Below are 22,329 nucleotides of genomic sequence, written 5' to 3' on the forward strand. Positions count from 1 at the left end.
CCGTTCGGGGCGGTCAGCGGGTGCGGAAGGCCAGCACCACGTTGTGGCCGCCGAAGCCGAACGAGTTGTTCAGCGCCGCGATCCGGCCCTCGGGCAGCTTGCGCGGCTCGTCGCGCACGATGTCCGCGTCCACGTCGTCGTCCAGCTCGTCGACGTTGATGGTCGGCGGGGCGAGGCGGTGGTGCAGGGCCAGCACGGTGGCGACGGTCTCGATGCCGCCGGCGCCGCCCAGCAGGTGGCCGGTCATCGACTTGGTGGCCGAGACGGCGATGTGGTCGAGGTCGTCGCCGAGCTCCTTGCGCAGCGCCTTCAGCTCGGCGGTGTCACCCTGCGGGGTCGAGGTGGCGTGCGCGTTGACGTGCACGATCTCGGCCTTGTCCAGGGTGTTGCGCTCGAACAGGTCGGCCAGTGCGCGGGCCACGCCCGCACCGGTCGGCTCGGGCTGGGCGATGTGGTGGGCGTCCGAGGACAGGCCCTGGCCCACGGCCTCGCAGTAGATCCGGGCGCCGCGCGCCTCGGCGTGCTCGACCGACTCCAGCACGACCACGCCGGCGCCCTCGCCCAGCACGAAGCCGTCGCGGCCCTTGTCGTACGGGCGGGAGGCGCGCTGCGGGTCGTCGTTGTTCTTGGACATCGCCATCATGTTGGCGAACGCGGCGATCGGCAGCGGGTGGATCGCGGCCTCGGTTCCGCCGGCCACCACGACGTCGGCGCGGCCGGTGCGGATCATCTCGATCGCGTAGCCGATCGCCTCGGCGCCGGAGGCGCAGGCGGAGACGGGGGTGTGCACACCCGCGCGGGCGCCGACCTCCAGGCCGACGTTGGCCGCCGGGGAGTTGGGCATCAGCATCGGGACGGTGTGCGGGGAGACCTTGCGGGAGCCCTTCTCCTTCAGCACGTCGTACTGGTCGAGCAGGGTGGTCACGCCGCCGATGCCGGACGCGATGACGGCGCCCAGGCGCTCGGGGGCGAGCTTGGAGGACTCGTCGGTGGCCGGGGTCTCGTAGCCGGCGTCGGCCCAGGCCTCGCGGGCGGCGATCAGCGCGAACTGCGCCGAGCGGTCCAGCTTGCGGGCCAGCGGGCGGGGGAGGATCTCGCCGGGCTCGACGGCGGTGCGCGCGGCGATCTTGACGGGCAGGTCCTCGGCCCACTCCTCGGTCAGGGCCGCCACTCCGGAGCGCCCGGCGACCAGGTTCTCCCAGGTGGTGGCGGCGTCGCCGCCCAGCGGCGTGAAGGCGCCGATACCCGTGACGACCACGGTACGGTTTTCAGCGGTCACTGGATCTTCTTCTCTCACGTTGTGCGGGGGTCGGCGGCGAGCCGAGGAAGGGCCCGGCCGGGCGCCCGGTGGGGCGTCCCGGCCGGTTGGTCGGTCCGGCTCGGTGAGCCGGTCGACGGGTCAGCCGCCCGAGGCGTGGGGAACGCCGGACGGGCTGGACGGATCGAGCGTGTCGATCGATCAGGCGTTGGCGAGGATGTAGTCCACGGCGTCGCCGACGGTCTTCAGGTTCTTGACCTCGTCGTCCGGGATCTTGACGTCGAAGCGCTCCTCAGCGGCCACGACGACCTCGACCATGGACAGCGAGTCGACGTCCAGGTCGTCCGTGAAGGACTTCTCGAGCTCGACGTCCTCGGTCGGGATACCGGCGATCTCGTTGACGATCTCGGCGAGACCTTCCAGAACCTCGTCCTTGGTAGCCATACTGGCTGCTCCTCTTCGGTGTTGAACGCGTCCGACCGGCGGCCGGACACAGGCTTGCGGATGACTGGGGCGAAACGCGCCTAGGGGAGCGTAACGACTGCGGCGGCGTACACGAGACCCGCCCCGAACCCGATGATCAGGGCGAGGTCGCCGCTGCGGGCCTCGCCGCTCTCCAGCATGCGCTCCATCGCCAACGGGATGGAGGCGGCGGAGGTGTTGCCGGTCTCCGAGATGTCGCGGGCGACCGGCACCGAGTCGGGCAGCTTGAGCGCCTTGATCATGGCGTCGGTGATGCGCATGTTGGCCTGGTGCGGGATGAAGGCGCCGAGCTGGTCGGCGGTGATCCCGGCGGCGTCCAGCGCCTGCTGGGCCACCTTGGCCATCTCCCAGACCGCCCAGCGGAAGACCGTCTGGCCCTCCATCCGCAGGGCCGGCCACTTGGTCTCCTCGCCCGCGCCGTTGACGGCGTCGGGCTTGGCGAAGGCGGTGTCCCAGGCGTGGGTCTGCGAGATGACGTCCGACTGCGAGCCGTCCGAGCCCCAGATCACCTTGCCGATGCCGGGGGTGTCGGAGGGGCCGACGATCGCGGCGCCGGCGCCGTCGCCGAAGATGAACGCGGTCGAGCGGTCCGACTGGTCGGTCAGGTCGCTGAGCCGCTCGACGCCGACCACCAGCACGTACTCGGCGCTGCCGCCGCGGATCATGCCGTCGGCCAGGCCCAGGCCGTAGCCGAAGCCGGCGCAGGCGGCCGAGATGTCGAAGGCCGGGGCGGTGCCGCAGCCGAGCCGCTCGGCGATCTCGGTGGCGATCGCCGGGGTCTGCTTGAGGTGCGAGACGGTCGCGACGATCACGCCGCCGATCTGGTCGGGGGAGATCCCGGCCTGCGCGATGGCCTTGCCGGCGGCCTGCACCGACATCTCGGCGACGGTCTCCTCCGGGCCCGCCCAGCGGCGCTCGGCGATCCCGCTGCGGGTGCGGATCCACTCGTCCGAGGAGTCGATCCACTCCAGCACCTCGGCGTTGGGGATCACCCGCACCGGGCGGTAGCCGCCCACCCCGAGGATGCGCGAGAACTGCGCACCCACGGTGGGACGGATCTGCGGCTTGCTCATGCCTGGGTCTCCTGCTCCTGACCGCCGTGCTCCGCGACGAGCGCGCGGGCCTTGTCCAGGTCGGCGGGGGTCTTGAGGGCAAGCGTCGCCACACCCTTGAGGTTGCGCTTGACCAGTCCGGTGAGCGTGCCCGCGGGGGACAGCTCGATGACGGCGGTCGCGCCCAGGCGGCCCAGGGTCTCCATGCAGAGGTCCCAGCGGACCGGGTTGGAGACCTGCGACACCAGGCGGTCGAGCACCTCGGCGCCGGAGTCCACGACCCCGCCGTCCCGGTTGGACACGTAGCGGACCTGCGGGTCGGCGACGGTCAGCGTCGGGGCCAGTGCGGCCAGCCGCTCGACACCCGGGGCCATGTGCTCGGTGTGGAAGGCGCCGGCGACCTTGAGGGCCACCAGCTTGGCGCCGACCGGCGGGTCCGCCCGCAGCGCCTCCAGCTGGGCCAGCGTGCCGGCCGCGACGATCTGGCCGCCACCGTTGTTGTTGGCCGCGGTCAGGCCGTGCTCGGCGAGCTTCGCCGCCACGACCTCCTGGTCGCCGCCGAGCACGGCGATCATGCCGGTCTCGGTGACGGCGGCGGCCGCGGCCATGGCCTGGCCGCGCTCGCGGACGAAGGCCAGCGCGTCGTGCGCGCTCAGCACACCGGCGCCGGCGGCGGCGGTGATCTCGCCGACGCTGTGGCCGGCCACGGCGCCGACCAGCTTGCGGGCGACGTCCTCGTCCGGGAACAGCTCCCGGGCGGTCATGAGACCGGCGGCGACCAGCAGCGGCTGGGCGACGGCGGTGTCCTTGATCTCCTCGGCGGAGGCCTCGGTACCGGCGTGCACCAGGTCGAGCCCGGCGACCTCCGACCAGCCGCGCAGGCGGTCGGCGACACCGTCGAGCTCCAGCCAGGGGCTGAGGAAACCGGGGGTCTGGGCACCCTGTCCAGGGGCGACGATTACGAGCACGGTTCAACCCTCTCTCGCCAGGCGCCCAGGGGCGGGTAGGCGACGGTAACGAAGAAAACCATCCGGGATTGTAAGTTCCCTACATTCGGCTCAACTCGGCTCCCCGGCGGCGGTCAGCCGGCCGAGGGCGAGTGCGATCCGCAGCGTGAACGCCGAACGTACGTCGGAGGGGGCGTACCCCGTGACGTCGGTCACACGTCGTAGCCGGTAGCGCACCGTGTTGGGGTGGACGAAGAGCATCCGGGCCGCGCCCTCCAGGGAGGAGGCCTGCTCCAGGTAGACGCTCAGCGTCTCCAGCAGCGCCGAGCCGGCTTCGTCCAGTGGTGTGTAGATCTCCTCCACCAGTTGGCGGCGGGCGGCCTGGTCACCGGCCAGCGCCCGCTCGGGCAGCAGGTCGTCGGCCAGGACCGGTCGGGGGGCGTCCGGCCAGGCGGCGCAGGCGCGCAGCCCGGCCGCCGCGGCGTGCGCCGAACGGGTGGCCGAGAGCAGGTCCGGCACGGTCGGGCCGACCACCACCGGGCCCGGCGCGAACTGGCCGATCAGCGCCCGGGCGGCGTGCACCGGCTCCTTGTCGCCACCCACCACCACCACCAGCCGCTTGCCGAGCACACCGGTCAGCACGTGCAGCTTGGCGTAGCGGGCGGCCCGGCGGATCGCCTCGACCACCAGCTCGCTGTCGCCGTCCGGGGCGCTGCCCATCACCACCCGGACCTGGCTGGGCTGGCCCCAGCCCAGTGCGGCCGCCCGGGACAGCACGCCCTCGTCGGCGTCGCCGGACAGCAGCGAGTTGACCACCAGCGCCTCCAGCCGGGCGTCCCAGGCGCCGCGGGCCTCGGCCGCCTGGGCGTACACCTGCGCGGTGGCGAAGGCGATCTCCCGGGCGTAGACCAGCACGGACTCGCGCATGTCCGCCTCGTCGCCGGGGGCGGCCACCTCCTCGATGGCCTCCTCCATCACCTCGATCGTGGTGCGGATCAGCTCGACGGTCTGGCGCAGCGTGATCGCCCTGGTCAGCTCGCGCGGGGCGGTGCCGAAGACGTCGGTGGAGATCGCCTGCGCGGTGTCCGGGTGGCGGTACCACTCGGTGAAGGCGGCGATGCCGGCCTGGGCGACCAGGCCGATCCAGGAGCGGTGCTCCGGCGGCATCCGCCGGTACCAGCCGAGCTGGTCGTCCATCCGCGAGATCGCGGCGGTGGCCAGCTTGCCCGAGGACTTCTCCAGCCGCTTCAGCGTCGCGGCACGGCGCTCGGCGCGTTCGGCGGCGTTTCTGCGCTCCTGCGCGGTCAGGCGCGGCGCCGCCCGGCCGGGACGGTCGCGCACGGCCCGGGGAGCCGGACTCGTCCCGGTCGTCCCGGGCTCGGGGCTGGGTTCGCTCTTGGAGTTCGCGGATGCGGCTGGCACAGGGACAAGACTGCCTCACGTGAGTGACTGCTCGTGCACAGGCCCCGGGGGCGAGCCGGGAAGCGCGCTACGGTGGGGCCCGTGACCGACGCCGCCGCCCGCCCCCGAGCCGACCTGCGCCGCACCGCCGAGCGCTACCTCTCCACCCCGGCCGAGGGCGTCGAGACCCGACACGCGTTCTCCTTCTCCGGTCACTACGACCCGCGCAACACCCACTTCGGCGCGCTGCTCGCGTGCAACGAGGAGCTCCTCGCCCCGGGCGCAGGCTTCGACGAGCACAAGCACCGGGACACCGAGATCCTCACCTGGGTGCTGGAGGGGGCGCTGGCGCACCGGGACTCGCAGGGCCACGGCGGCGTGGTCCGCCCCGGCATGATCCAGCACCTCGGCGCGGGCTCCGGGGTCACCCACACCGAGCGCAACGTCGGCGGTGCCGACGGCCCGGTGCGGTTCGTCCAGATGTGGCTCCAGCCGGACGTGTTCGACGCGCCCCCGGTGTACGGGCTGCGCAGGGTGAAACCCGCGGACGGCGGGTTGACGCTGCTCGCCTCCGGGCTGGCCCGCGACGCCGGGACGGAGGCGCTGCGGCTGCGCCGCGGTGACGCCGCGCTCTGGCTGGCGAAGGCCGGACCGTGGCAGCCGTTGCCCCCGCTGCCCGGGGCCGCCTGGCGCTACGCGCACCTGACGGCCGGCTCGCTCGGCTACCGGACGGTCCCCGGGCCGAAGGGCGGCGGGCGCTCGATGGCCCCGGGCGACAGCGTGCGGATCACCGGGGACGCCTTCGCCGACCCGACGGCCGGCGAGGACGGCGCCGAACTGCTGCTCTGGGAGATGCACTCGCCGGTCTCGTACGGCTGACCCGCCGCCGGCCGGCTCCCCGGGGTCCGGCTAGCGGAGCTCGGCCAGCACGGCGTCCGAGAGGGCCGGCCAGACCTCGGCGGCCCACGGGCCGAAGTCCCGGTCGGTGAGCGCGACGCAGGCCACGCCGGCCTCCGGGTCGACCCACAGGAACGTCCCGGACTGGCCGAAGTGGCCGAAGGTGCCGGGCGAGTTGGCGGTGCCCGTCCAGTGCGGGGACTTGCCGTCGCGGATCTCGAAGCCCAGGCCCCAGTCGTTCGGGCGGCGGTGGCCGTAGCCGGGCAGCACGCCGCTGGTCCCCGGGAAGGCGACCTCGCGGGTGGCCCGCCGGACGGTCGACGGGTCCAGCAGCTTGGGGGACTGCAGCTCGGCGGCGAAGCGGACCAGGTCGGCGACCGTGGACAGGCCGCCCGCCCCGGCCGGGGACCTGTGCGCGGTGTTGAGCAGGGTGTCGTGCATGCCCAGTGGCTGGAACACCGCCTCGGCGGCGTACCGGGAGAACTCGATCCCGGCGGCCTCGGACAGCGCCCGGGCCAGCGCGTCGAAGCCCGCGTTGGAGTACAGCCGGCGGTCGCCGGGCGCGGCGAACACCCGGTCCTCGTCGAAGGCCAGGCCGGAGGTGTGCGCGAGCAGGTGGCGGACGGTCGACCCGGGCGGGCCGGCCGGGTCGTCCAGCTCGAAGACCCCCTCCTCGACGGCGACCAGCGCGGCGTACGCGGTGAGCGGCTTGGTCACCGAGGCCAGCGGGAACAGGTGCTGCTGCGGACCGTGCGCGCCCAGCACGGCACCGTCCGACCCCCTGACCACCGCCGCCGCGGCGTGGGGCACCGGCCAGTTCTCGATCATCCGCAAGCTCTCCATGCGCCCGACTCTAACGAAGCGCGGAAAACCGGTGGCGGGAGCACCCGGCCGACGGGCTTGCTTGGAGTGCACTCCAACTCGCTAGCGTCGTCGTCACCGCACACCACAGGGGGTAACCGATCATGGCCGTGCTCGCCGCCGTCCCGCTCGACCTGCGCAGCTGCACCGAGGTGTTCAGCCGCCCGGTCGGCGATCCGGACCGGACCCCGCGGCACACCATCAGCGAGGTCTCCGCGGCCAGCGGCCTCACCGCGCACACCCTGCGCTGGTACGAGCGGATCGGCCTGCTCGACCCGGTCGACCGCTCCGCCAGCGGCCAGCGCCGCTACTGCGACGCGGACCTGCACCGACTGGCCTTCCTGGGCAGGCTGCGGCTGACCGGGATGCCGGTGGCGGACATGCTCCGGTACGTCGACATGGCCCGCCGCGGCGAGGAGACCTACGAGGGGCGCCGGCAGCTGCTCGTCGACCAGCGCGAGGAGGTGCGGCAGCGGATCGCCGACCTCCAGGCCACCCTCGCCGTCCTCGACTACAAGATCGACCTCTACGCCGGGAAGATCGCCGACAGCGGCGACGCCCCGGTCCAGTGCCAGCACCACCGAGCAGAGGAAGAGCAGAGCGCATGACCGACCCCGCCCTCCCCACCGCCCTCCCCACCGCCCGACTCGGCGCCGACGGCCCCCTCGTGGGGGTCCAGGGCCTCGGCTGCATGGGCATGAGCGAGTTCTACGGCCCGAGCGACCGGACCGAGTCGCTCGCCACCCTGGACGCGGCCCTGGCGGCCGGCGTCACCCTGTTCGACACCGCCGACGCCTACGGCTCCGGCCACAACGAGGAGCTGATCGGCCCCTTCGTCCGCGCCAACCGGGAACGGGTGGTGCTCGCCACCAAGTTCGCGCTCGTCCGCAGGCAGGAGGACCCGGGCTACCGCGGCATCTGCAACGACCCCGCCTACATCCGCTCCGCCGTGGACGCCTCGCTGCGCCGCCTCGGCGTGGACGAGATCGACCTCTACTACATGCACCGCCGCGACCCGGCCGTGCCGCTGGCCGACTCGGTCGGCGCGATGGCCGAGCTGGTGGCGGCCGGCAAGGTGCGCCACCTCGGGCTGTCCGAGGTGACCGGCACCGAGCTGCGCGAGGCCCACGCCGTCCACCCGATCGCCGCGCTGCAGTCCGAGTGGTCGGTGTTCGCCCGGGACGTCGAGCGCACGGTGGTGCCGGCCGCGGCCGAACTGGGCGTCGCCTTCGTCCCGTACTCGCCGCTCGGCCGGGGGTTCCTCACCGGGGCCTTCCAGGCCGCCGAGGAGCTCGCGGCCGACGACTTCCGGCGCACCCAGCCGCGCTTCACCGGGGCCAACGCGGCGGCCAACACCGAACTGCTGGCACCGCTGCGGGAGATCGCGGCGGACCGCGGGGCGAGCCTCGCCCAGGTCGCGCTGGCCTGGGTGCACCAGCGGGCCGAGGTGCACGGGCTCACCGTCGTCCCGATCCCCGGCACCCGCAAGCGGAGCCGGCTCGCCGAGAACACCGCGGCCGCCGTGCTGCGGCTCACCGCGGAGGAGCTGGACCGGCTGGAGCCGGTGGCGGGAGCGGTCGCCGGGGACCGCTACCCGGACATGCGGTTCACCCAGGTCGGGCGGGAGTAGCCGGCGCCCCGGGGGAACGGCCGCCGGTGCCCCTCCGGGCGTCCGCGCCAGCTCACACCTCGCGGCCCAGCCAGGCGGCCAGCCGGGTGTGCACGTCGGCGTCCTCGGCGACCGGCCGGACCTCGTCGAACGGCACGGCACCGCCGCGGTGTCCGGCGGGCAGGACGGCCCCGGCGACGGCCAGCGCGGCGTGCGACAGGGCGTCGTCCAGCGGCTGGGCGGAGCCGAGCGCCCGGGCGATGTCCCAGGTGTGGCCGACCGCCTCCATCAGGTAGCCGCCGACCGCGATCGCGCCGGGCACCACGCCCCAGGGCGCGTGGGTCGGGCGGTCCAGCTTGGCGTCGTCCGCCCAGGCCGCGGCGGCGCGGTCGCGGGCCCGTTCCAGGGCGGCCGGCCAGGCGTCGTCGGGCAGGTCCCCGGTGGCCGCGACGACGTCCTCGGCCCGGCCGCCCTCGCCCATGTACGCGAAGCGGTGGACGCCGCCGACCACGTGGCCCAGCAGCTGCCGCAGCGTGAAGTCGGTGCACGGGGTGGGCCGGTCGAGGGCGTCCGGGGTGATCTCGGCGAACAGCTTCTCCAGCTGGCCGAGGGCGAGCAGGTACTGCGGGCGGGCGTCCTGGACGGAGGTCACGTGGAATCAGCTCCCTGGTGTCGGGCGGTCTTTCGGGCTCGGACGGCAATCTCCCAGTAAAACCTGACAACCGCCGTCAGGTTTTCTGGGATTCTGCTGCCATGAAGGCCGACCGCCTGCTCTCGATCCTGCTCCTGCTCCAGACCCGCGGCCGGGTGCCCGCCACCGAACTGGCCGAGCGGCTGGAGGTGTCCGTCCGCACCATCTACCGCGACGTCGAGTCGCTCTCCGCCGCGGGCGTGCCGGTGTTCACCGAACGCGGCCGGCACGGCGGCATCAGCCTGCTGCCCGGCTACCGCACCGACGTCACCGGGCTGACCGCGGACGAGGCCCGGGCCCTGTTCGTGCTCTCCGCCCAGGGCGCGCACAGCGACCTCGGACTCGACGGCGCCCTCGGCTCGGCCCTGCGCAAGGTGATGGCCGCGCTGCCGGCACCGCACCGCCCGGCCGCCGAGCGGATCAGCGAACGCGTCCTGGTCGACCCGGCGCGCTGGATGCAGAGCGGCCCGCCGGGCGGCGTTCAGCCGGGCACCCCGGCGGGGGCGCAGTCCGGGGCCCGGAGCGGGGCGGAGCTCGGCGAGCTGCAGTACGCGGTGTTCGCCGACCGGCGGCTGCGGCTGCGCTACCGCCACAGCGGCACGCCCGCGCCGGTGGACTACACCGTCGACCCGTACGGGCTGGTGAGCAAGGCCGGGGTCTGGTACCTGGTGGCGGACCTGCGCGGGGAGCCCCGGCTGTTCCGGGCCGACCGGGTGCTGCTCGCCGGGACCACCGAGGAGCCGGTGCGCCGCCGCCCCGGGATCGGGCTCGGGGACGCCTGGGCGGTGCTGCGCGACCAGGTGGAGCGGCTGCCCAAGGAGCTGCAGGTGCGGGTGCGGGTGCGGCGCGGGCGCCTGGACATGTTCGTCCGGATCCACGGCGGCCGGGTCACCGCCTCGCCCGACTCAGGCGCCGGGCCGGCCGAGGAGTGGGTGGAGGTCGCGATGGCCTTCCCCTCGCCGGCGGCCGTCCGCTCGCTGCTCGCCTTCGGCGCCGACGCCGAGGTGCTGGCGCCGCCGGCCGCCCGGCGCGAACTCGCCCGCGCGGCGGCCGACGCGCTGCGCCTCTACCAGGACCAGGGCACGCCCTGAGGGTTGTTCCAGGAGGTCGGGCCCGGGGCGTCAGGAGCCGGTGTTCGGGCGGACGACGTCCTGGTAGTGGCCGAGCGAGATCGCCGCGAAGTTGTGCAGGCTGTCGGTGCCCTCGGTGAAGTAGCCGTTGTGGCCGGCCGCCCGGGCGGAGGAGATCTGCTCGGCGCCGAAGCCGCTCGCGGTCGGGTCGGCGCCGTGGCCGAGCCCGCCGACCTCCAGGTACGGGACGTTGCCGATCCAGTCGCTGGGGTTGCGGGTGGCCCAGACGTGCACACCGGTGCCCAGTTCGCCGGTGCTCTGCACGCCCATGCCGGGGCTGCCGAACACCATCATGTCGGTGACCCCGGTGGTGTCGGACGGCGAGGCGGCCGCGCGGGGGATCTCGGGGGCGGCGTCGCCGCAGACCACGGATCCGTAGGAGTGGCAGAGCAGGGCCGGCGGTGCGTCCGGCCGGGTGGTCTCCTTGAGCCCGGCGAGCAGCCGTTGGAGCCGGGGCGCGCCGACGTCGGCCAGCCGGGAGGTGACGGCGTCGGGGCCGAGGCCGGAGGGGGTGACGTAGCCGGTCCAGGCGATCACCGCGGTGCGGGTGTCCGGAGCCTGCCTCCGCTCCTCGGCGTGCAGGGCGCGGGCCATGCCGGCCGGGGAGCGCAGCGGCTCGGCGGACTGGTCGAAGTGGCCGAGGTCGGCGTCCGAACCGGGGACGAGGACGGAGATCCGCTCGGCGTCGGCGAGGTCGCCCCACACTTCGGAGACCAGACCGCGGCCGCGCGGGTCGAAGGCGAGGATCTGCCGGCCCGGGGCGAGCAGGTGGTCGACGTCGTTGGCGCGGGAGACGGCCAGGTCGCGGGTGTCGGAGTCGAGCTTCCGGTCGGCGGCCCGGGCCCGGGCGCGGTCCCGTTCGGCGGTCAGCGCGATCCGGTTGGCGCGGTAGCGCAGGTCCAGCGGGGCGCCGTCGTAGTTGCCGACGACCAGCGGGTAGTCCTTGATCAGCCGGTCCAGCTCGGTCGGGGCGAGCGAGGCGAAGAAGTCGGCGGCGGCGGCCGGGCTGGTGGTGGCCGGGTCGGGCAGGGTGCGCCCGAAGCTGTGGTCCTGGACCCAGGCGGCGCTGCCGGCCGGGGGTGTGGAGATCGCCAGCTGCTCGGTGGAGGCGGCGGCCTGGGCGGCCGCGGCGCCGGCGTCGGCGAGCACGGCACAACCCGCGAACGCCCCGATCAGTACCCGCTTCCAGCGTCGACGGTTGCGCACCGCACCAACTCCCTTGGGGCCCGTCACCGTTTCTCGGGCGGTGCCCGGAGGGTGCGACTCAAACACTGCTGACTTCCTGGGCAAAGCCTAGAGGTCACAGGAGTATGACGGACCCGGCCAAACTGTGGGATGGGTCACATGAACCGGGAGTGTCGGTGCGGCGTCCGGGCGTGGCCCGGGGGCCGTCTACGCGTCGAACTCGCGGACCAGCCGTTTGGGTGCCGTCCGCCGCCAGGCCTCGGTGACGAGGTCGTGCAGCTCCTCCCGGTCGACCCGGTCCAGCCGGACGCTCACCCAGCCGTGCCGGCCGACGTACGGCGCGACGGAGAACACCTCGGGCTCGGCGGCGAGCAGTTCGGCCTGGTCCTCGGGGGAGGCCTTGACCGTGACCGCCAGGCCGCCCGGCGCGCCCATCGCGAAGATCCTGCCGCGCACCCGCAGGGTCTCGATGTCCCAGGTCGGCTCCTGCGCGGCCTCCGGCAGGCCCAGGGCCATCGCACGGAACTCGTCGAACGTCACCATGGCCGCAGCGTAGGGCAGGGGACCGACACCGTGCTCCCGGTGCGCGCGGAACGCACCGGGAGCACCGGCCGCGGTGGCGTCAGAGCAGCGAGGACCAGGCGTCGCAGGAGCGGTCGCCGGCGACCAGCCGGTCCGGGTGGCCGCTGCCGTCGGCGACCGAGATCCGACGGTAGCCCTGGCCGGAGAAGCACCAGAACTCGCTCCGGCCGCCGACCCGCTGACAGTCCGGCACGGGCAGGAAGCAGTCCACCCGGGTGAGGCCGGTCAGCGAGCCCCACTGGGTGAGCTCGCGGTCGGTGCGCTCGCGGACGTCGGTGTGCGCGGAGCCGTCGGCGATCGAGCACAGCCGGTACTGCTGCCGGCCGCCGGTGGTGTGGAACACCCAGTACCAGCTCTTGCCGCCGACCCGCTGCTGGTCCGGCACGGGCAGCCAGCAGTCCACCTGCCCGACGCCGCTGAGCGATCCCCAGGCGGTGAGTTCGCGGTCCGGGCGCTCCTGCCGGGTGGTGTAGCGGCCGCCGTCGCAGGTGATCGTGACGGTCCGGTACTGCTGGCGGCCGTTGGTGCTGTGGAAGACCCAGTACCAGCTCGTGCCGCCCGGGTCCTGCAGGTCGGCCATGGGCAGGACGCAGTCGACCCGGCCGACGCCCTGCAGGCAGGACCAGGTGTCCAGCCAGGTGTCGTCCTCGACCTTGCGGTCGGTGTGGGCGGAGCCGTCGGCCACCGAGATCAGTCGGCAGCGGTCGCCGTGGAACGCCCAGTACCGGCTCTGCCCGGCGCGGCGCTGCTGGTCGGGGACGGGGAGGAACTCGTCGCAGGGGTAGGCCTTCACCGGCTGCGGGGCGGGCTGCGCCTGCCCGCCGCCCTGTTCCTGGGTGCCGCCCTGGCCGCCGGTCGTGCCCTGCCCGCCGGTCGCGCCCTGCCCGCCGCCCTGGGTGCCGCCCTGGGGGGTGAGCCGGCCGTCGGCGAGCGCCCTGAGGAGGCTGAGGGACGGCATGAAGGCGTACACCGACCCGGTGGTCTGGACGAACTGCTGGAAGCTCACCGGGGTGTGCCCGACGAGGCCGTCCGGGCCCCGGCTCTCGAAGTCGACCTCGGGGGCCTCCTGGGTGACCGGGTCCTTGCCGGGCACCGGCCGCGGGCCGGCGTGCCCCGCCGGGGTGGCGCCGCCGCTGTCCCGGTTCGGCGGGAAGTTCGGCTGGTCCATCCAGTCGGCCTGGATGAACTCGAACTGCCGCTGGATGTCGGCCTGGTAGCAGATGAACAGCAGGCCGCGCGGGTCGTCGGGGCCGCCGGGGCCCTCCGAGGCCGGGTCGAACGGGGACCCGTACGGCGTGCCGCGGCGGATGATCCGCCGGCCGTCGAGGACCCCGGCGTCGAGCGGCGGCTGGTCCGGGGCCTCCTGCAGTCCGGCGCGCGGGCTGGTCTTGCGCAGGTGCGACCAGAGCGGGGTGACCAGGCCCTCCAGGTCGTCCCGGAAGTCGAAGTCGTTGTCGTTGGCGGCGGCGGGGTTGTTCGGGACGTCCCGGTCCTGGTGCTTGCAGACCGGCGCGCCGGAGCGCCACCGCCCGACCATCCGGGCGGCCAGCCACTCGGCGGTGGCGCTCTCCGGGACGGCCTTGGCCTGCTTGAGCTCCCGGAGTCTGACCGAGACCTGCGACCACCAGCCGGGGACGTCCTGGGCGAGCCGCCGGACCACCTGGAAGGAGCCGTTGCGGCACCAGGCGGGGTACTGGTCCTTGGGGAAGCTGAACGGGTCGTTGTCCTCGCCGCACACGAACTCGCCGGCCGGGATGAGCCGGGTGCCGGGGTGGCCGTCCTCCTCCTGCGGTCTGGCCGGGTCGGGCCGGTCGAAGCCCTGGACGCCGGGCTCGCTGATGCCGTCCTTGAAGCCGAAGTGCTCCTTGCCCCGGCGACTGCCCTGGAGCGTCCTGGCGTTCTGCTGGTAGGCGATCAGGATCCGGCACTCGGCGGCGGCGATGCGCTGCGCCTCGATCGCGGTGACCAGGTCGCTCTCGGTGTCCGCGGAGATCTTCAGCAGCGCGTGGACCGGCTGGTTCCGCCCGTTGCCGAAGAGCCAGTTCTCCGGGGAGTTGTCGCCGGTGTCGCCGAGGGCGCCGGCTCGTCTGGCCGAGCCCTCCTGGAAGGCCTCCAGCCCGCTGCCGACCGGCGGCGGCGTCGGGAACGGGTCGGTGGTGGAGAGCATCCGCAGGCCCTCGTAGGTGAAGCTGACGCCGAGCCAGGTGGCCTTGAGCGTCTTCGGGTCGTCCCCGCCGGAGGACCTGCGGGCCTCGCTGAAGGCCTCGTTGAACTCGGCGACCTCGCGCGTGGTGGAGATCTGCGGGACGAGCCGGCGCACCCAGTCGCGGGCCCGGGCCGCGTCCTCGAACTTGAGGAAGAGGACGCTGACGTTGTCCTTCCTGAAGCCGGCCAGGATGTCCCCCTGGATCTCCTCGCTCGCGCGCAGTCTCAGATCCGTTGCCATGGTTCTGGTGTTCCTTTCGGTGGATTCCGGGGGATCAGGCCGTCGAGCTGAGCTGGACCCACTTCGCGACGCTGGGCACGCCCTGGTCGTTGAGGAGGAAGAGCATGTACCAGCCGGGCGGGGCGGCCTTGGCGTCCGGCGGGGCCTGGAGCTGCAGACGGTTGCCGGCCCGGCTGGTGATCCGCAGGTCGAGGTGGCGCTGGCTGGTGTTGACCGAGTGGGTGGAGGTGGTCGGGGCCAGCAGCACGGCCTTGACGGCCTGGCCGGGGGTGGTGCTGGTGACGGTGAAGCTCTTGTCGTAACCGACCGGCGTGGTGGGCGGGTTGTCCAGCGCGGGGCGGGCGCCCTGGTGCAGGTAGGCCGGCTCGTAGATCTCGATGGTGCCGTTCATGCTGCTGGGGATGGCCGCGGTGTCGGGGTTGTTGGCGAGCTGCTGGAGCTCGTCCCCGGTGACCATCACGCGGCCGTCGGGCAGGACCACGGCGTTGGAGTGGTAGCCGCGCGGCAGCCGCTGGACGGGGCCGAGCTTCCAGTTGCCCTGGTCGTCGCGCAGTTCGACCTGGCGGTACTTGAGGTCCGCGTTCGGGTTGTACGGGCCGTTGCCGTAGTCGCGGATGTCGTAGGCGCCGTTGACGGTCATCAGCCGGCCGTTGGGCAGCAGCAGGGTGTCGTCCTGGGTGCGGCCGAAGGCGCGGGACTTCTCGGCGGTCCAACTGCCGTTGGAGAAGCGCAGGGTGCTCGGGTTGTCGCGGTCGCCGCCGAGGACCAGCGCGGAGTCCGGGCCGCTCACGCCGCCGGGCAGCATGACGGCGGATCCGTAGTTGCGCCGGCGGCCGTCAGGGCGGGCGGTGAGGTCGCTGCGGGACTCGGCGACGGGGTCGAACCGCCACTGCTCGTCGGCCTGGCGCCCGAAGCCGTAGACGTTGCCGTCGTTGAGCGAGAAGAGGTGCGGGTAGTCGGTGCTGAACGGGGCGTCCGCCTTGAACCGGTCCACCGGGGTGTTCCGCGGGGTGTCGTTCCGGCCCTGCGGGACGGGGAAGCCCTTGGCGGGGAAGCGTTCGACCACCGGGGTCGGGGTGCCGTAGCCGAGTTCGGACTGGCCGGACATGATCAGCTGCCGGCCGTCGGCGCCGGTGACCACCGAGGGGTACCAGCGGCCGACGGACATGTCGGGGTTGCGGGTCCAGGTCTCCGTCCACGGGTCGAAGACCAGGGAGAGCTTGGCGCCGGTGCCGCCGTTGCCGCCCAGGTTCCCGCCGAAGACGCCGAGCATGCCGTTGGGGAGGAAGGAGTGGCCGGAGCAGAAGAACGGTGCCGGGCGCTCCTGGTCGAGGCCGTCCGGCATGTTGGCGATCGGTGGGGTGACCTGCTTGAAGGCGTCCGTGCCGGTGCCCTTGGCGGGGTCCCAGAGGAAGGCCCGGCCGGCGTTCTCCCGGCCGATGGTCTGGGTGGGGGCGGGTTCCTTCTCCGGGTTGCTCTCGATCCGTTCGAAGGAGAACAGCAGCACCTTGCCGGTCGGCAGCAGGGCGACGTGGTCGCCGAAGTCGGGGGAGGGGAAGTACTCCTTGAACGCGCCGGACACCGCCGGGTCGAAGCCGGCGTTGGTGCTCGCCTGGGAGGCCGTCAGGGCGTTGTAGCGGTTGGTGCGGGTGGTCTGCGGGTAATCGCCGATGCCGCGGATGGCCGCGCGGGCCCGGGCGTGCTCCTCGGCGTGCTCCGGTCCGAGCGCGGCCACCTCGTCGTCCCGCATCTCGGCCATCACCCGGGGGGAGGCGACGTGCGGGGCGAGGTCGTTCTGCCCGGGGGCGGCGGGCTCACCGTGCGCGGCGGCCGGGCCGACGGCGCTCATCAGGGTGCCGGCGGTGACGGCGCAGACCACCAGGGCCGCGGACAGCCGTCGGCGGGCCCGCGGCCGCGGGCATGGCGGAGGCAGGGACATGGGACTCCTCGGGAGGGGCTGTTCGGGGGAAGGCGGGCGAATGCGGGCGGACGGCCGTGGGCGGGCGCGATCCGGCGATGGTCGCCGACGGTCACATGGCATCACAGTGCGTGGTGGTTCGCATGCGGATGCACCGGCCCGTGGCGGCCCCGCGGCGCAGAGCCGGACCACACCGAAGGGGCGCGGACCGACTGGCCCGCGCCCCCTCCTCGCCTCACCTTCCGGCGCAGGTCACACCATGCCCAGCGCGTAGGCGGCGAACAGCGCGGACCCCGCGGCGGCCAGCGCCTTCCCGGCCCGGGAGAAGGCCGTCCACGGCCCGTCGAACCGCCGGGTGAACCACCCGATCGCCACCAACACGGCTCCGAACAGCGGAAGCAGCAGCACCCGGGCCGCCACCCAGCCGAACGAGTCCGGCACCGTGGTCAGCCCCTGGACGGCGCCCAGGCCGGCCGCACCCGGCACCGCCACCGCGAGCATCGCGCTCTGGTGCCAGGTGAAGACCGTCATCGCCGAGAGGTTGACCACCACCACCGGCAGCCAGAGCAGCGGACGGCGGGTCAGCAGCCGGCCCAGCCGCTCCCGCAGCAGCACCGCCGCGCCGCACTGCAGCGCCGCCAGCGCGAGCACCAGCAGGGACGGCGGGTGCGAGTTGGTCCGCTCGACCCCCGGCACCCCGACCATGCTGGCCGGGTAGTGGAACACCAGCAGCAGGACGGCGAACAGCGTGCCGCCGCCGAACAGCAGTACCCGGGCGGCCGGCCGGCCGAGCCGCTCCTGCGCCCACAACACGCCCAGCTGGTAGCCGAACAGCCAGCCCGGAAGGATGTTCAGCAGCGCGATCCAGGACGGCACCGACTCCGCCCACGGCCCGTACCGCAGCAGGTCGACGGCGGCCACGGCGGCCACCAGGAGGCCCGCCGACCAGCCGCCCAGCCGGCGGCCGACCGCGGCGCAGAGCGGGGTCAGCGCGGTCAGCCCCAGGTAGACCCCGATGTACCAGAGCGGCTGCACCACGAGCGTCGCACCGGTGCGCACGGTGTCCCCGGGGACGCCGAGCGCGGGCAGCAGGGCGATCAGCAGCGCCCAGACGGCGGTGACCCCGAGCACCGGGCGCAGCAGCCGCACCGTCCGGCCGCGCAGCCAGCCCCCGTAGGTCACGCCCTTGGCCCGGGCCCGTTCCAGTGACCGGACGGAAGAGTGCCCGCCGACCAGGAAGAACACCCCGAGCATCTGCAGCACCCAGCTGACCGGGGCGAGCGAGCCGAGCGCGGAGAGCGGGCTGGCGTTGTGCAGGGCGCCGTCGGCGGAGAGCGTGAATCCGCCGAGCAGCCAGTGCCCGACCGGCACGGCGAGCAGGGCGAGGGCGCGCAGTCCGTCCAGGGCGCGGTCGCGGGTCACGGGGGTGCGCGCGTCGACCTGCCGGGCGGCGCGGTGCAGGGCGGTGAGCGGGTGGGCCATGGCGGTGCTCCTTTCGGTGGGGAGGGTCAGCGGCCGAGGGCGACGGCGGCGAAGGCGGCGAGCGAGGAGGTGCCGGGGGCGAAGTAGCCGGTGTGGCCGGTGGATCCGGTGGCGGGCAGCGGGCGGGCGCCGAAGCCGGGGGAGGTCGGGTCGGCGCCGTGTCCGAGTCCGAGCACCGAGACGAACGGGACGTCACCGATCCAGTCCCCGTCGTTGCGGGCGGTGGCCCAGAGCGGGACCCGCGGGTCGAGGTCGGCGGCCGAGCCGACGCCCATCCCGGGCGAGCCGAGGACGACCACGCCGGAGGCCTGCTCCGGGCCGGGGCGGGCCAGGCCGCAGACCACCGAGCCGTAGCTGTGGCAGAACACGGTGGGCGGCGCCTGCGGGCCGGTGGTGACGGCGAGTCCGTCGAGCAGCCGGGTGAGCCGGGTGGCGCCGGCCCGGGCCAGGTCCTCGGTGGCGGCGTCGAGGCCGATCCCCTCGGGGGTGGTGTAGCCGGCCCAGGCGATCACGGCGGTCCGGCCGCCGGTGGCCCGGTGGAGCTCCCGGGCCATCCCGACCGGGGTGCCGTACGGGTTGTCCGGGCGGTCGAACCGCAGCAGGTCGATGTCCGAGCCGGGGACGACGACGGCGGTGCGGTCCGCGGTGGTGAGGTCGCCGAACACCTCGGCGACCTGGCCGCGGCCGCGCGGGTCGAAGGCGAGGATCTGCCGGCCGCCGTCCAGCAGGCCGCGGTAGCGCGCGGTGCGGGCCCGGGCGGCCTCGTGGTCCTCGGGGGTGAGCGCCGGGTCCGTGGCCCGGGCGGTCTCCCGGTCGAGCTCGGCGGCGAGGGCCAGCGCGTTGGCCCGGTACCGCAGTCGTACCGGGGCGCCGTCGAGGTTGCCGACCACCAGCGGGTGGCGGGCGGCCAGTGCGTCCTGCCGCGCCGGGGTCAGCCCGGCGAAGAAGGCGGCGACCCCGGCCGGGGTGGTGGTGGCCGGGTCGGGCGGGTGGAGGCCGAACGCGGTGTCGGCGACCCAGGCGGCGCTGCCCGGCGGCGGGCCGGTGACGGGCTGCTGGCCGTCCGCGGCGAAGCCGCCGAGCCCCAGTACCGCGGTCAGCGCCACCGCGCCGGCCGCGAGGGCCCTCCTGACCCGATGCTTCCCCATGTCCGGCCCCTCCCTGGTCCGTTCGACTTCGACGGAGAGGAAGGTAGGAACGCGGCGGCCCCGCGGACGTCACACCGCGGGGCCAACTGCCCGGTGGTACCGGGGTATGACTCGAGCCCTGCCCGAGTACCGTGATGGGTGGGGCCAGCCCCACCCCCGGTGCACCGGCTGGCTGCACCACCGGGCCGGGCCGGCGACCTGGCGGGGCGTCAACGAGCTTCTTCCGGAGGGCGGATGGGGCGGGCCGGTGCTATTCGGCCGGGTCATCCGCCCGGCGTCACCAGGCCGGACTCGTAGGCCAGGACGACGGCCTGGGCGCGGTCGCGCAGCCCGAGCTTGGCGAGGATGCGCCCGATGTGCGTCTTGACGGTCTGCTCGGCCAGCACCAGCCGGGCGGCGATCTCCTGGTTGGACAGGCCGCGGGCGATCAGCTCCAGCACCTCCGTCTCGCGCGGGGTCAGGCCGTTGAGCCGCAGCTTGGGGTCGTGCCGCCGGGCCGGCCGGTTGCGGGCGAACTCCTCGATCAGCCGGCGGGTCACCGAGGGGGCGAGGAGGGCCTCGCCGGCCGCGACCACCCGGACCGCGGAGATGAGGTCGGCCGGCGGGGCGTCCTTGAGCAGGAAGCCGCTGGCCCCGGCACGCAGCGCCTCGTACACGTAGTCGTCCACGTCGAAGGTGGTCAGCATCATCACCTTGGGCCGGTGGGTGCCCGGGACGGCCGGGTCGAGCAGCCGGCGGGCCGCCTCCAGGCCGTCCATGACGGGCATCCGGACGTCCATCAGCACGAGGTCGGGGTGGGTGCGGCCGCTCACCTCCAGGGCCTGCGCGCCGTCCGCCGCGTCCCCCACCACGTCGATGTCGCTCTGGGCGTTGAGCAGGGCGGCGAAGCCGGCCCGCACCATGGCCTGGTCGTCGACGATGATCACGCGGATGGTCATGCGGGGGTCTCCCGGGAGGTGTCGATGGGCAGGGAAGCGGCCACCTTGTAGCCGCCGTCCGGCATCGGGCCGGTCTCCAGCCTGCCACCGACCAGCCGGGCGCGTTCCCGCATTCCGATCAGTCCCTGCCCGGTGCCCTCCATGGAGGCCTCCAGCGACTCGGTGTAGCGGGGCGGGGGCGTGTTCACCACGGTCAGCAGCAGGGTGGCGCCCTCGTCGGCGAGGGAGACGGTGGCCCGCGAACCCGGCGCGTGGCGCACCACGTTGGCCAGCGCCTCCTGCACGATCCGGTACGCGGACAGGCCGACCGCCTGCGGCACCGCCTCGGCCAGTCCGGGGTCCACCGCCAGCGCGGCGGGGATCCCGGCCCGCCCCACCGTCTCGACCAGCTGCGGCAGTTGGGATATCCCGGGTTGCGGCACCTTCTCGGCGGCGGACTCCTCGCTGCGCAGCACGCCGAGCAGCCGGCGCATCTCGGTCAGCGACTCGCGGGCGGTGCCGGCGATCGCGGTGAACTCCTCGGCGGCCTCGTCCGGCACGCCGGTGATCCGGTAGGGCGCGCTGGCCGCCTGCACGGCGATCACCGACATGTGGTGGGCGACGACGTCGTGCAACTCCCGTGCGATCCGGGCGCGTTCCTCCAGCAGGGTGCGCCGCTCGCGCTCGGCCTCGCTGATGTGCTCCTGCTCGGCGAGCAGCCGGCGGGCCTCGGTGCGGTCCTGGACGGCCCAGCCGAGCAGCAGGGCGGCGCCGCCGAGCGCGACCAGCAGCATGGTGGTGCCGTCGTCGGAGTGCGGGAAGCCGAGCGTGGTGGTGAGGAGGGTGAGCAGGATCGTGGCGATCCAGACCGAGATCAGGGTGGCCCGGCTCTCCCGCAGCGCGAGCGCGATCAGCAGGAAGACGTACGCCAGGATCATCGGCGCCGTCCACGGCCAGGTGCCGCCCAGCTGGTCGTGGCGGGCGGTGATGGATGCCGTGGTGACCAGGGCGGCCGCGCTGATCCACCACGCGGCCAGCGGCCGGGTGATGGCGAGCAGCAGCGGGGTGGTCTGGGCGATGGTGAGCGCGCCGGCGATCGGCGGGGCGACGTCGTAGAAGTCGACCAGCGCGACGATCCCGGTGGGGATCAGCGAGGCCTGCATGATCAGCGCGACGACGTACGGCAGCCGGCGCAGCCACCCCCGGGGCGAGTCCCCGAGCAGCGGGGTGTGCCCGCCGGTCGGGGTGGTGAGGTGGTGCCGCAGCGAGCGGAGCGACCGGAGGGTGCGCGCGCGGACCTCGGTCGTGGTGATCGTCTTCATCGCGGGCCAGCCTAGGAGGGCCCCGCCCGCCCGTCGTCGCCCTGGGGTCGAACATCCGGGTGCTACCGGGGTAGGGGGTGGGGCGGGGTCCGGGCTGCCACCCGGGTACGACCCACGGCTGCTACCGCGGTGTGACGGTCCGCCAGTGGCCGGCCAGGGCGGGGCCGAGCTGGTCGAAGTGGCGCTCGATGACGGCGACCATGCCCTCGGGCCCGGCGGGCTCCTGTTCGGGCGTCCAGGACAGGTGGGCGGCGCGCAGCACGCTGCCGAAGACGGCGGCGAGCACGGTGGGCCGCAGGTCCGTCGTCGGGTCCAGGCCCTCGCGCTCGGCGATCACCCGGACGACCACCCGCTCCTGCTCGGTGACCCGGCGCAGGTGGGCGGCGAGCAGGGTGGGGGTCTCCTCGATCATCCGCATCAGTTCCAGGGCGGTGGTGATCGAGCCGGGCCCGCTGCGGTGCTCGGCGCCGAGTTCCCGCCAGGACTGGACGATCGCGGCGCGCAGGGCCTGCAGCGGGGACTCCTCGGCGGGGCGGCGGCGCAGGCACTCGATGAAGTAGTCCTCGGCGTCGGCCATCACGGCGAGCGCGACCTCGTCCTTGTTGGCGAAGTAGCGGAAGAAGGTGCGCTGGGAGACCTCGACGGCGGAGGCGATCTCGTCGACGGTCGTGCGGGCGAAGCCCTGGCCGAGGAAGAGCCCGTGGGCGGCCTGGACGAGGGCGTCCCTGGTCTGCTGCTTCTTGCGCTCGCGCAGCCCGGGCTGCCGGCCGGGGCCGGCCGGGGCGGGGGTGGGGGCGGGGGTGCGAGCGGCCATGGCGGGGCCTTCCGGGCGCGTGCGGGCGGGGTGGGAGGACAACCTTAGCGTTCTGCCAAATGTCAGACATGGCCAGAAGTCAGTGTTTGCCGAATGTCAGAGGCTGACATAATCTGCCGGGAGTGGCGCTCGCCGGCCGGGCACTCGTGGGGACGGGTGGGCCGCGGCGCCACGACCTCTTCGTCC

20 protein-coding genes are annotated in these 22,329 nt (G+C 74.2%); 4 read left to right on the forward strand and 16 right to left on the reverse strand.

Annotation, left to right across the window (positions count from 1 at the left end; all coding sequences use genetic code 11):
• Positions 1-13: 13 nt before the first annotated feature.
• From fabF to AB0N04_RS19930, 5 genes are all read right to left on the reverse strand, one after another.
• Positions 14-1,279 carry a beta-ketoacyl-ACP synthase II gene (fabF, locus tag AB0N04_RS19910; protein ID WP_360210053.1) on the reverse strand — a complete coding sequence of 422 codons (1,266 nt, stop codon included), beginning with the start codon at positions 1,277-1,279 and terminating at the stop codon, positions 14-16.
• A 180-nt stretch (positions 1,280-1,459) separates the two neighbouring features.
• Positions 1,460-1,702 (reverse strand): acyl carrier protein, encoded by a 243-nt coding sequence (locus AB0N04_RS19915; RefSeq protein WP_360210051.1) that lies wholly within the window; start codon positions 1,700-1,702, stop codon positions 1,460-1,462.
• Between the two features lie 80 nt (positions 1,703-1,782).
• Entirely contained in the window at positions 1,783-2,814 is a 1,032-nt protein-coding gene (locus AB0N04_RS19920) for a beta-ketoacyl-ACP synthase III (RefSeq protein WP_360210049.1), read from the reverse strand.
• Positions 2,811-3,761, reverse strand: a complete 951-nt coding sequence (locus AB0N04_RS19925; RefSeq protein ID WP_360210047.1) for an ACP S-malonyltransferase — start codon at positions 3,759-3,761, stop codon at positions 2,811-2,813. The genes AB0N04_RS19920 and AB0N04_RS19925 overlap by 4 nt, the downstream gene beginning before the upstream one ends.
• Before the next feature lie 90 nt (positions 3,762-3,851).
• Positions 3,852-5,048, reverse strand: a complete 1,197-nt coding sequence (locus AB0N04_RS19930) for a helix-turn-helix domain-containing protein (RefSeq protein ID WP_360210207.1) — start codon at positions 5,046-5,048, stop codon at positions 3,852-3,854.
• Positions 5,049-5,243: 195 nt separating this feature from the next.
• On the opposite strand from AB0N04_RS19930, the gene AB0N04_RS19935 reads away from it, so the two are divergent.
• Positions 5,244-6,020, forward strand: a complete 777-nt coding sequence (locus AB0N04_RS19935; RefSeq protein WP_360210045.1) for a pirin family protein — start codon at positions 5,244-5,246, stop codon at positions 6,018-6,020.
• Between the two features lie 30 nt (positions 6,021-6,050).
• Here AB0N04_RS19935 and AB0N04_RS19940 read toward each other — a convergent pair whose 3' ends face one another.
• On the reverse strand, positions 6,051-6,881 hold the full coding sequence (locus AB0N04_RS19940) for a serine hydrolase domain-containing protein (protein WP_360210043.1): 831 nt from the start codon (positions 6,879-6,881) through the stop codon (positions 6,051-6,053).
• 122 nt (positions 6,882-7,003) lie between these two features.
• On the opposite strand from AB0N04_RS19940, the gene AB0N04_RS19945 reads away from it, so the two are divergent.
• Together AB0N04_RS19945 and AB0N04_RS19950 are read left to right on the forward strand one after the other, a co-directional pair.
• Complete coding sequence (locus AB0N04_RS19945) at positions 7,004-7,507, forward strand: MerR family transcriptional regulator (RefSeq protein ID WP_360210041.1); 504 nt, start codon at positions 7,004-7,006, stop codon at positions 7,505-7,507.
• On the forward strand, positions 7,504-8,529 hold the full coding sequence (locus tag AB0N04_RS19950; RefSeq protein ID WP_360210039.1) for an aldo/keto reductase: 1,026 nt from the start codon (positions 7,504-7,506) through the stop codon (positions 8,527-8,529). Before AB0N04_RS19945 ends, AB0N04_RS19950 begins: the two co-directional genes overlap by 4 nt.
• 52 nt (positions 8,530-8,581) lie before the next feature.
• Here the strand turns inward: AB0N04_RS19950 and AB0N04_RS19955 are convergent, their stop codons facing one another.
• Positions 8,582-9,160, reverse strand: coding sequence for a TIGR03086 family metal-binding protein (locus AB0N04_RS19955; protein ID WP_360210037.1), 579 nt, complete (start codon positions 9,158-9,160; stop codon positions 8,582-8,584).
• 101 nt (positions 9,161-9,261) lie between these two features.
• On the opposite strand from AB0N04_RS19955, the gene AB0N04_RS19960 reads away from it, so the two are divergent.
• The gene (locus AB0N04_RS19960) at positions 9,262-10,290 is read left to right on the forward strand and encodes a WYL domain-containing protein (RefSeq protein ID WP_360210035.1); all 1,029 of its coding nucleotides are present in this window, start codon (positions 9,262-9,264) and stop codon (positions 10,288-10,290) included.
• A 30-nt stretch (positions 10,291-10,320) separates the two neighbouring features.
• Here the strand turns inward: AB0N04_RS19960 and AB0N04_RS19965 are convergent, their stop codons facing one another.
• The 9 genes from AB0N04_RS19965 to AB0N04_RS20005 all read right to left on the reverse strand — a co-directional run bounded on the left by AB0N04_RS19965 (position 10,321) and on the right by AB0N04_RS20005 (position 22,143).
• Positions 10,321-11,535 (reverse strand): alpha/beta hydrolase, encoded by a 1,215-nt coding sequence (locus AB0N04_RS19965; protein WP_360210033.1) that lies wholly within the window; start codon positions 11,533-11,535, stop codon positions 10,321-10,323.
• A gap of 186 nt (positions 11,536-11,721) precedes the next feature.
• Positions 11,722-12,057 (reverse strand): MmcQ/YjbR family DNA-binding protein, encoded by a 336-nt coding sequence (locus AB0N04_RS19970; protein WP_360210031.1) that lies wholly within the window; start codon positions 12,055-12,057, stop codon positions 11,722-11,724.
• Positions 12,058-12,136: 79 nt separating this feature from the next.
• Positions 12,137-14,542 (reverse strand): Dyp-type peroxidase, encoded by a 2,406-nt coding sequence (locus AB0N04_RS19975; RefSeq protein WP_360210029.1) that lies wholly within the window; start codon positions 14,540-14,542, stop codon positions 12,137-12,139.
• 34 nt (positions 14,543-14,576) lie between these two features.
• Complete coding sequence (locus tag AB0N04_RS19980) at positions 14,577-16,481, reverse strand: galactose oxidase-like domain-containing protein (protein ID WP_360210027.1); 1,905 nt, start codon at positions 16,479-16,481, stop codon at positions 14,577-14,579.
• Positions 16,482-16,712: 231 nt separating this feature from the next.
• Entirely contained in the window at positions 16,713-17,942 is a 1,230-nt protein-coding gene (locus tag AB0N04_RS19985) for an acyltransferase (protein ID WP_360210025.1), read from the reverse strand.
• A 26-nt stretch (positions 17,943-17,968) separates the two neighbouring features.
• Entirely contained in the window at positions 17,969-19,090 is a 1,122-nt protein-coding gene (locus AB0N04_RS19990) for an alpha/beta hydrolase (RefSeq protein WP_360210023.1), read from the reverse strand.
• A gap of 263 nt (positions 19,091-19,353) precedes the next feature.
• Positions 19,354-20,028 (reverse strand): response regulator transcription factor, encoded by a 675-nt coding sequence (locus AB0N04_RS19995; RefSeq protein WP_360210021.1) that lies wholly within the window; start codon positions 20,026-20,028, stop codon positions 19,354-19,356.
• Positions 20,025-21,329, reverse strand: a complete 1,305-nt coding sequence (locus tag AB0N04_RS20000; protein ID WP_360210019.1) for a sensor histidine kinase — start codon at positions 21,327-21,329, stop codon at positions 20,025-20,027. Before AB0N04_RS20000 ends, AB0N04_RS19995 begins: the two co-directional genes overlap by 4 nt.
• A 121-nt stretch (positions 21,330-21,450) precedes the next feature.
• Entirely contained in the window at positions 21,451-22,143 is a 693-nt protein-coding gene (locus AB0N04_RS20005) for a TetR family transcriptional regulator (RefSeq protein WP_360210017.1), read from the reverse strand.
• Between the last annotated feature and the right edge of the window lie 186 nt (positions 22,144-22,329).

Source organism: Kitasatospora sp. NPDC051702, assembly GCF_040681575.1.
Taxonomy (GTDB): Bacteria; Actinomycetota; Actinomycetes; order Streptomycetales; family Streptomycetaceae; genus Kitasatospora.

Bases quoted from the DNA above. Each gene is read 5' to 3' on its own strand.
- AB0N04_RS19915 (WP_360210051.1), bottom strand. From the start codon at position 1,702: ATGGCTACCAAGGACGAGGTTCTGGAAGGTCTCGCCGAGATCGTCAAC.
- AB0N04_RS19920 (WP_360210049.1), bottom strand. From the start codon at position 2,814: ATGAGCAAGCCGCAGATCCGTCCCACCGTGGGTGCGCAGTTCTCGCGC.
- AB0N04_RS19940 (WP_360210043.1), bottom strand. From the start codon at position 6,881: ATGGAGAGCTTGCGGATGATCGAGAACTGGCCGGTGCCCCACGCCGCG.
- AB0N04_RS19945 (WP_360210041.1), top strand. From the start codon at position 7,004: ATGGCCGTGCTCGCCGCCGTCCCGCTCGACCTGCGCAGCTGCACCGAG.
- AB0N04_RS19950 (WP_360210039.1), top strand. From the start codon at position 7,504: ATGACCGACCCCGCCCTCCCCACCGCCCTCCCCACCGCCCGACTCGGC.
- AB0N04_RS19960 (WP_360210035.1), top strand. From the start codon at position 9,262: ATGAAGGCCGACCGCCTGCTCTCGATCCTGCTCCTGCTCCAGACCCGC.
- AB0N04_RS19970 (WP_360210031.1), bottom strand. From the start codon at position 12,057: ATGGTGACGTTCGACGAGTTCCGTGCGATGGCCCTGGGCCTGCCGGAG.
- AB0N04_RS19975 (WP_360210029.1), bottom strand. From the start codon at position 14,542: ATGGCAACGGATCTGAGACTGCGCGCGAGCGAGGAGATCCAGGGGGAC.
- AB0N04_RS19980 (WP_360210027.1), bottom strand. From the start codon at position 16,481: ATGTCCCTGCCTCCGCCATGCCCGCGGCCGCGGGCCCGCCGACGGCTG.
- AB0N04_RS19985 (WP_360210025.1), bottom strand. From the start codon at position 17,942: ATGGCCCACCCGCTCACCGCCCTGCACCGCGCCGCCCGGCAGGTCGAC.
- AB0N04_RS19990 (WP_360210023.1), bottom strand. From the start codon at position 19,090: ATGGGGAAGCATCGGGTCAGGAGGGCCCTCGCGGCCGGCGCGGTGGCG.
- AB0N04_RS19995 (WP_360210021.1), bottom strand. From the start codon at position 20,028: ATGACCATCCGCGTGATCATCGTCGACGACCAGGCCATGGTGCGGGCC.
- AB0N04_RS20000 (WP_360210019.1), bottom strand. From the start codon at position 21,329: ATGAAGACGATCACCACGACCGAGGTCCGCGCGCGCACCCTCCGGTCG.
- AB0N04_RS20005 (WP_360210017.1), bottom strand. From the start codon at position 22,143: ATGGCCGCTCGCACCCCCGCCCCCACCCCCGCCCCGGCCGGCCCCGGC.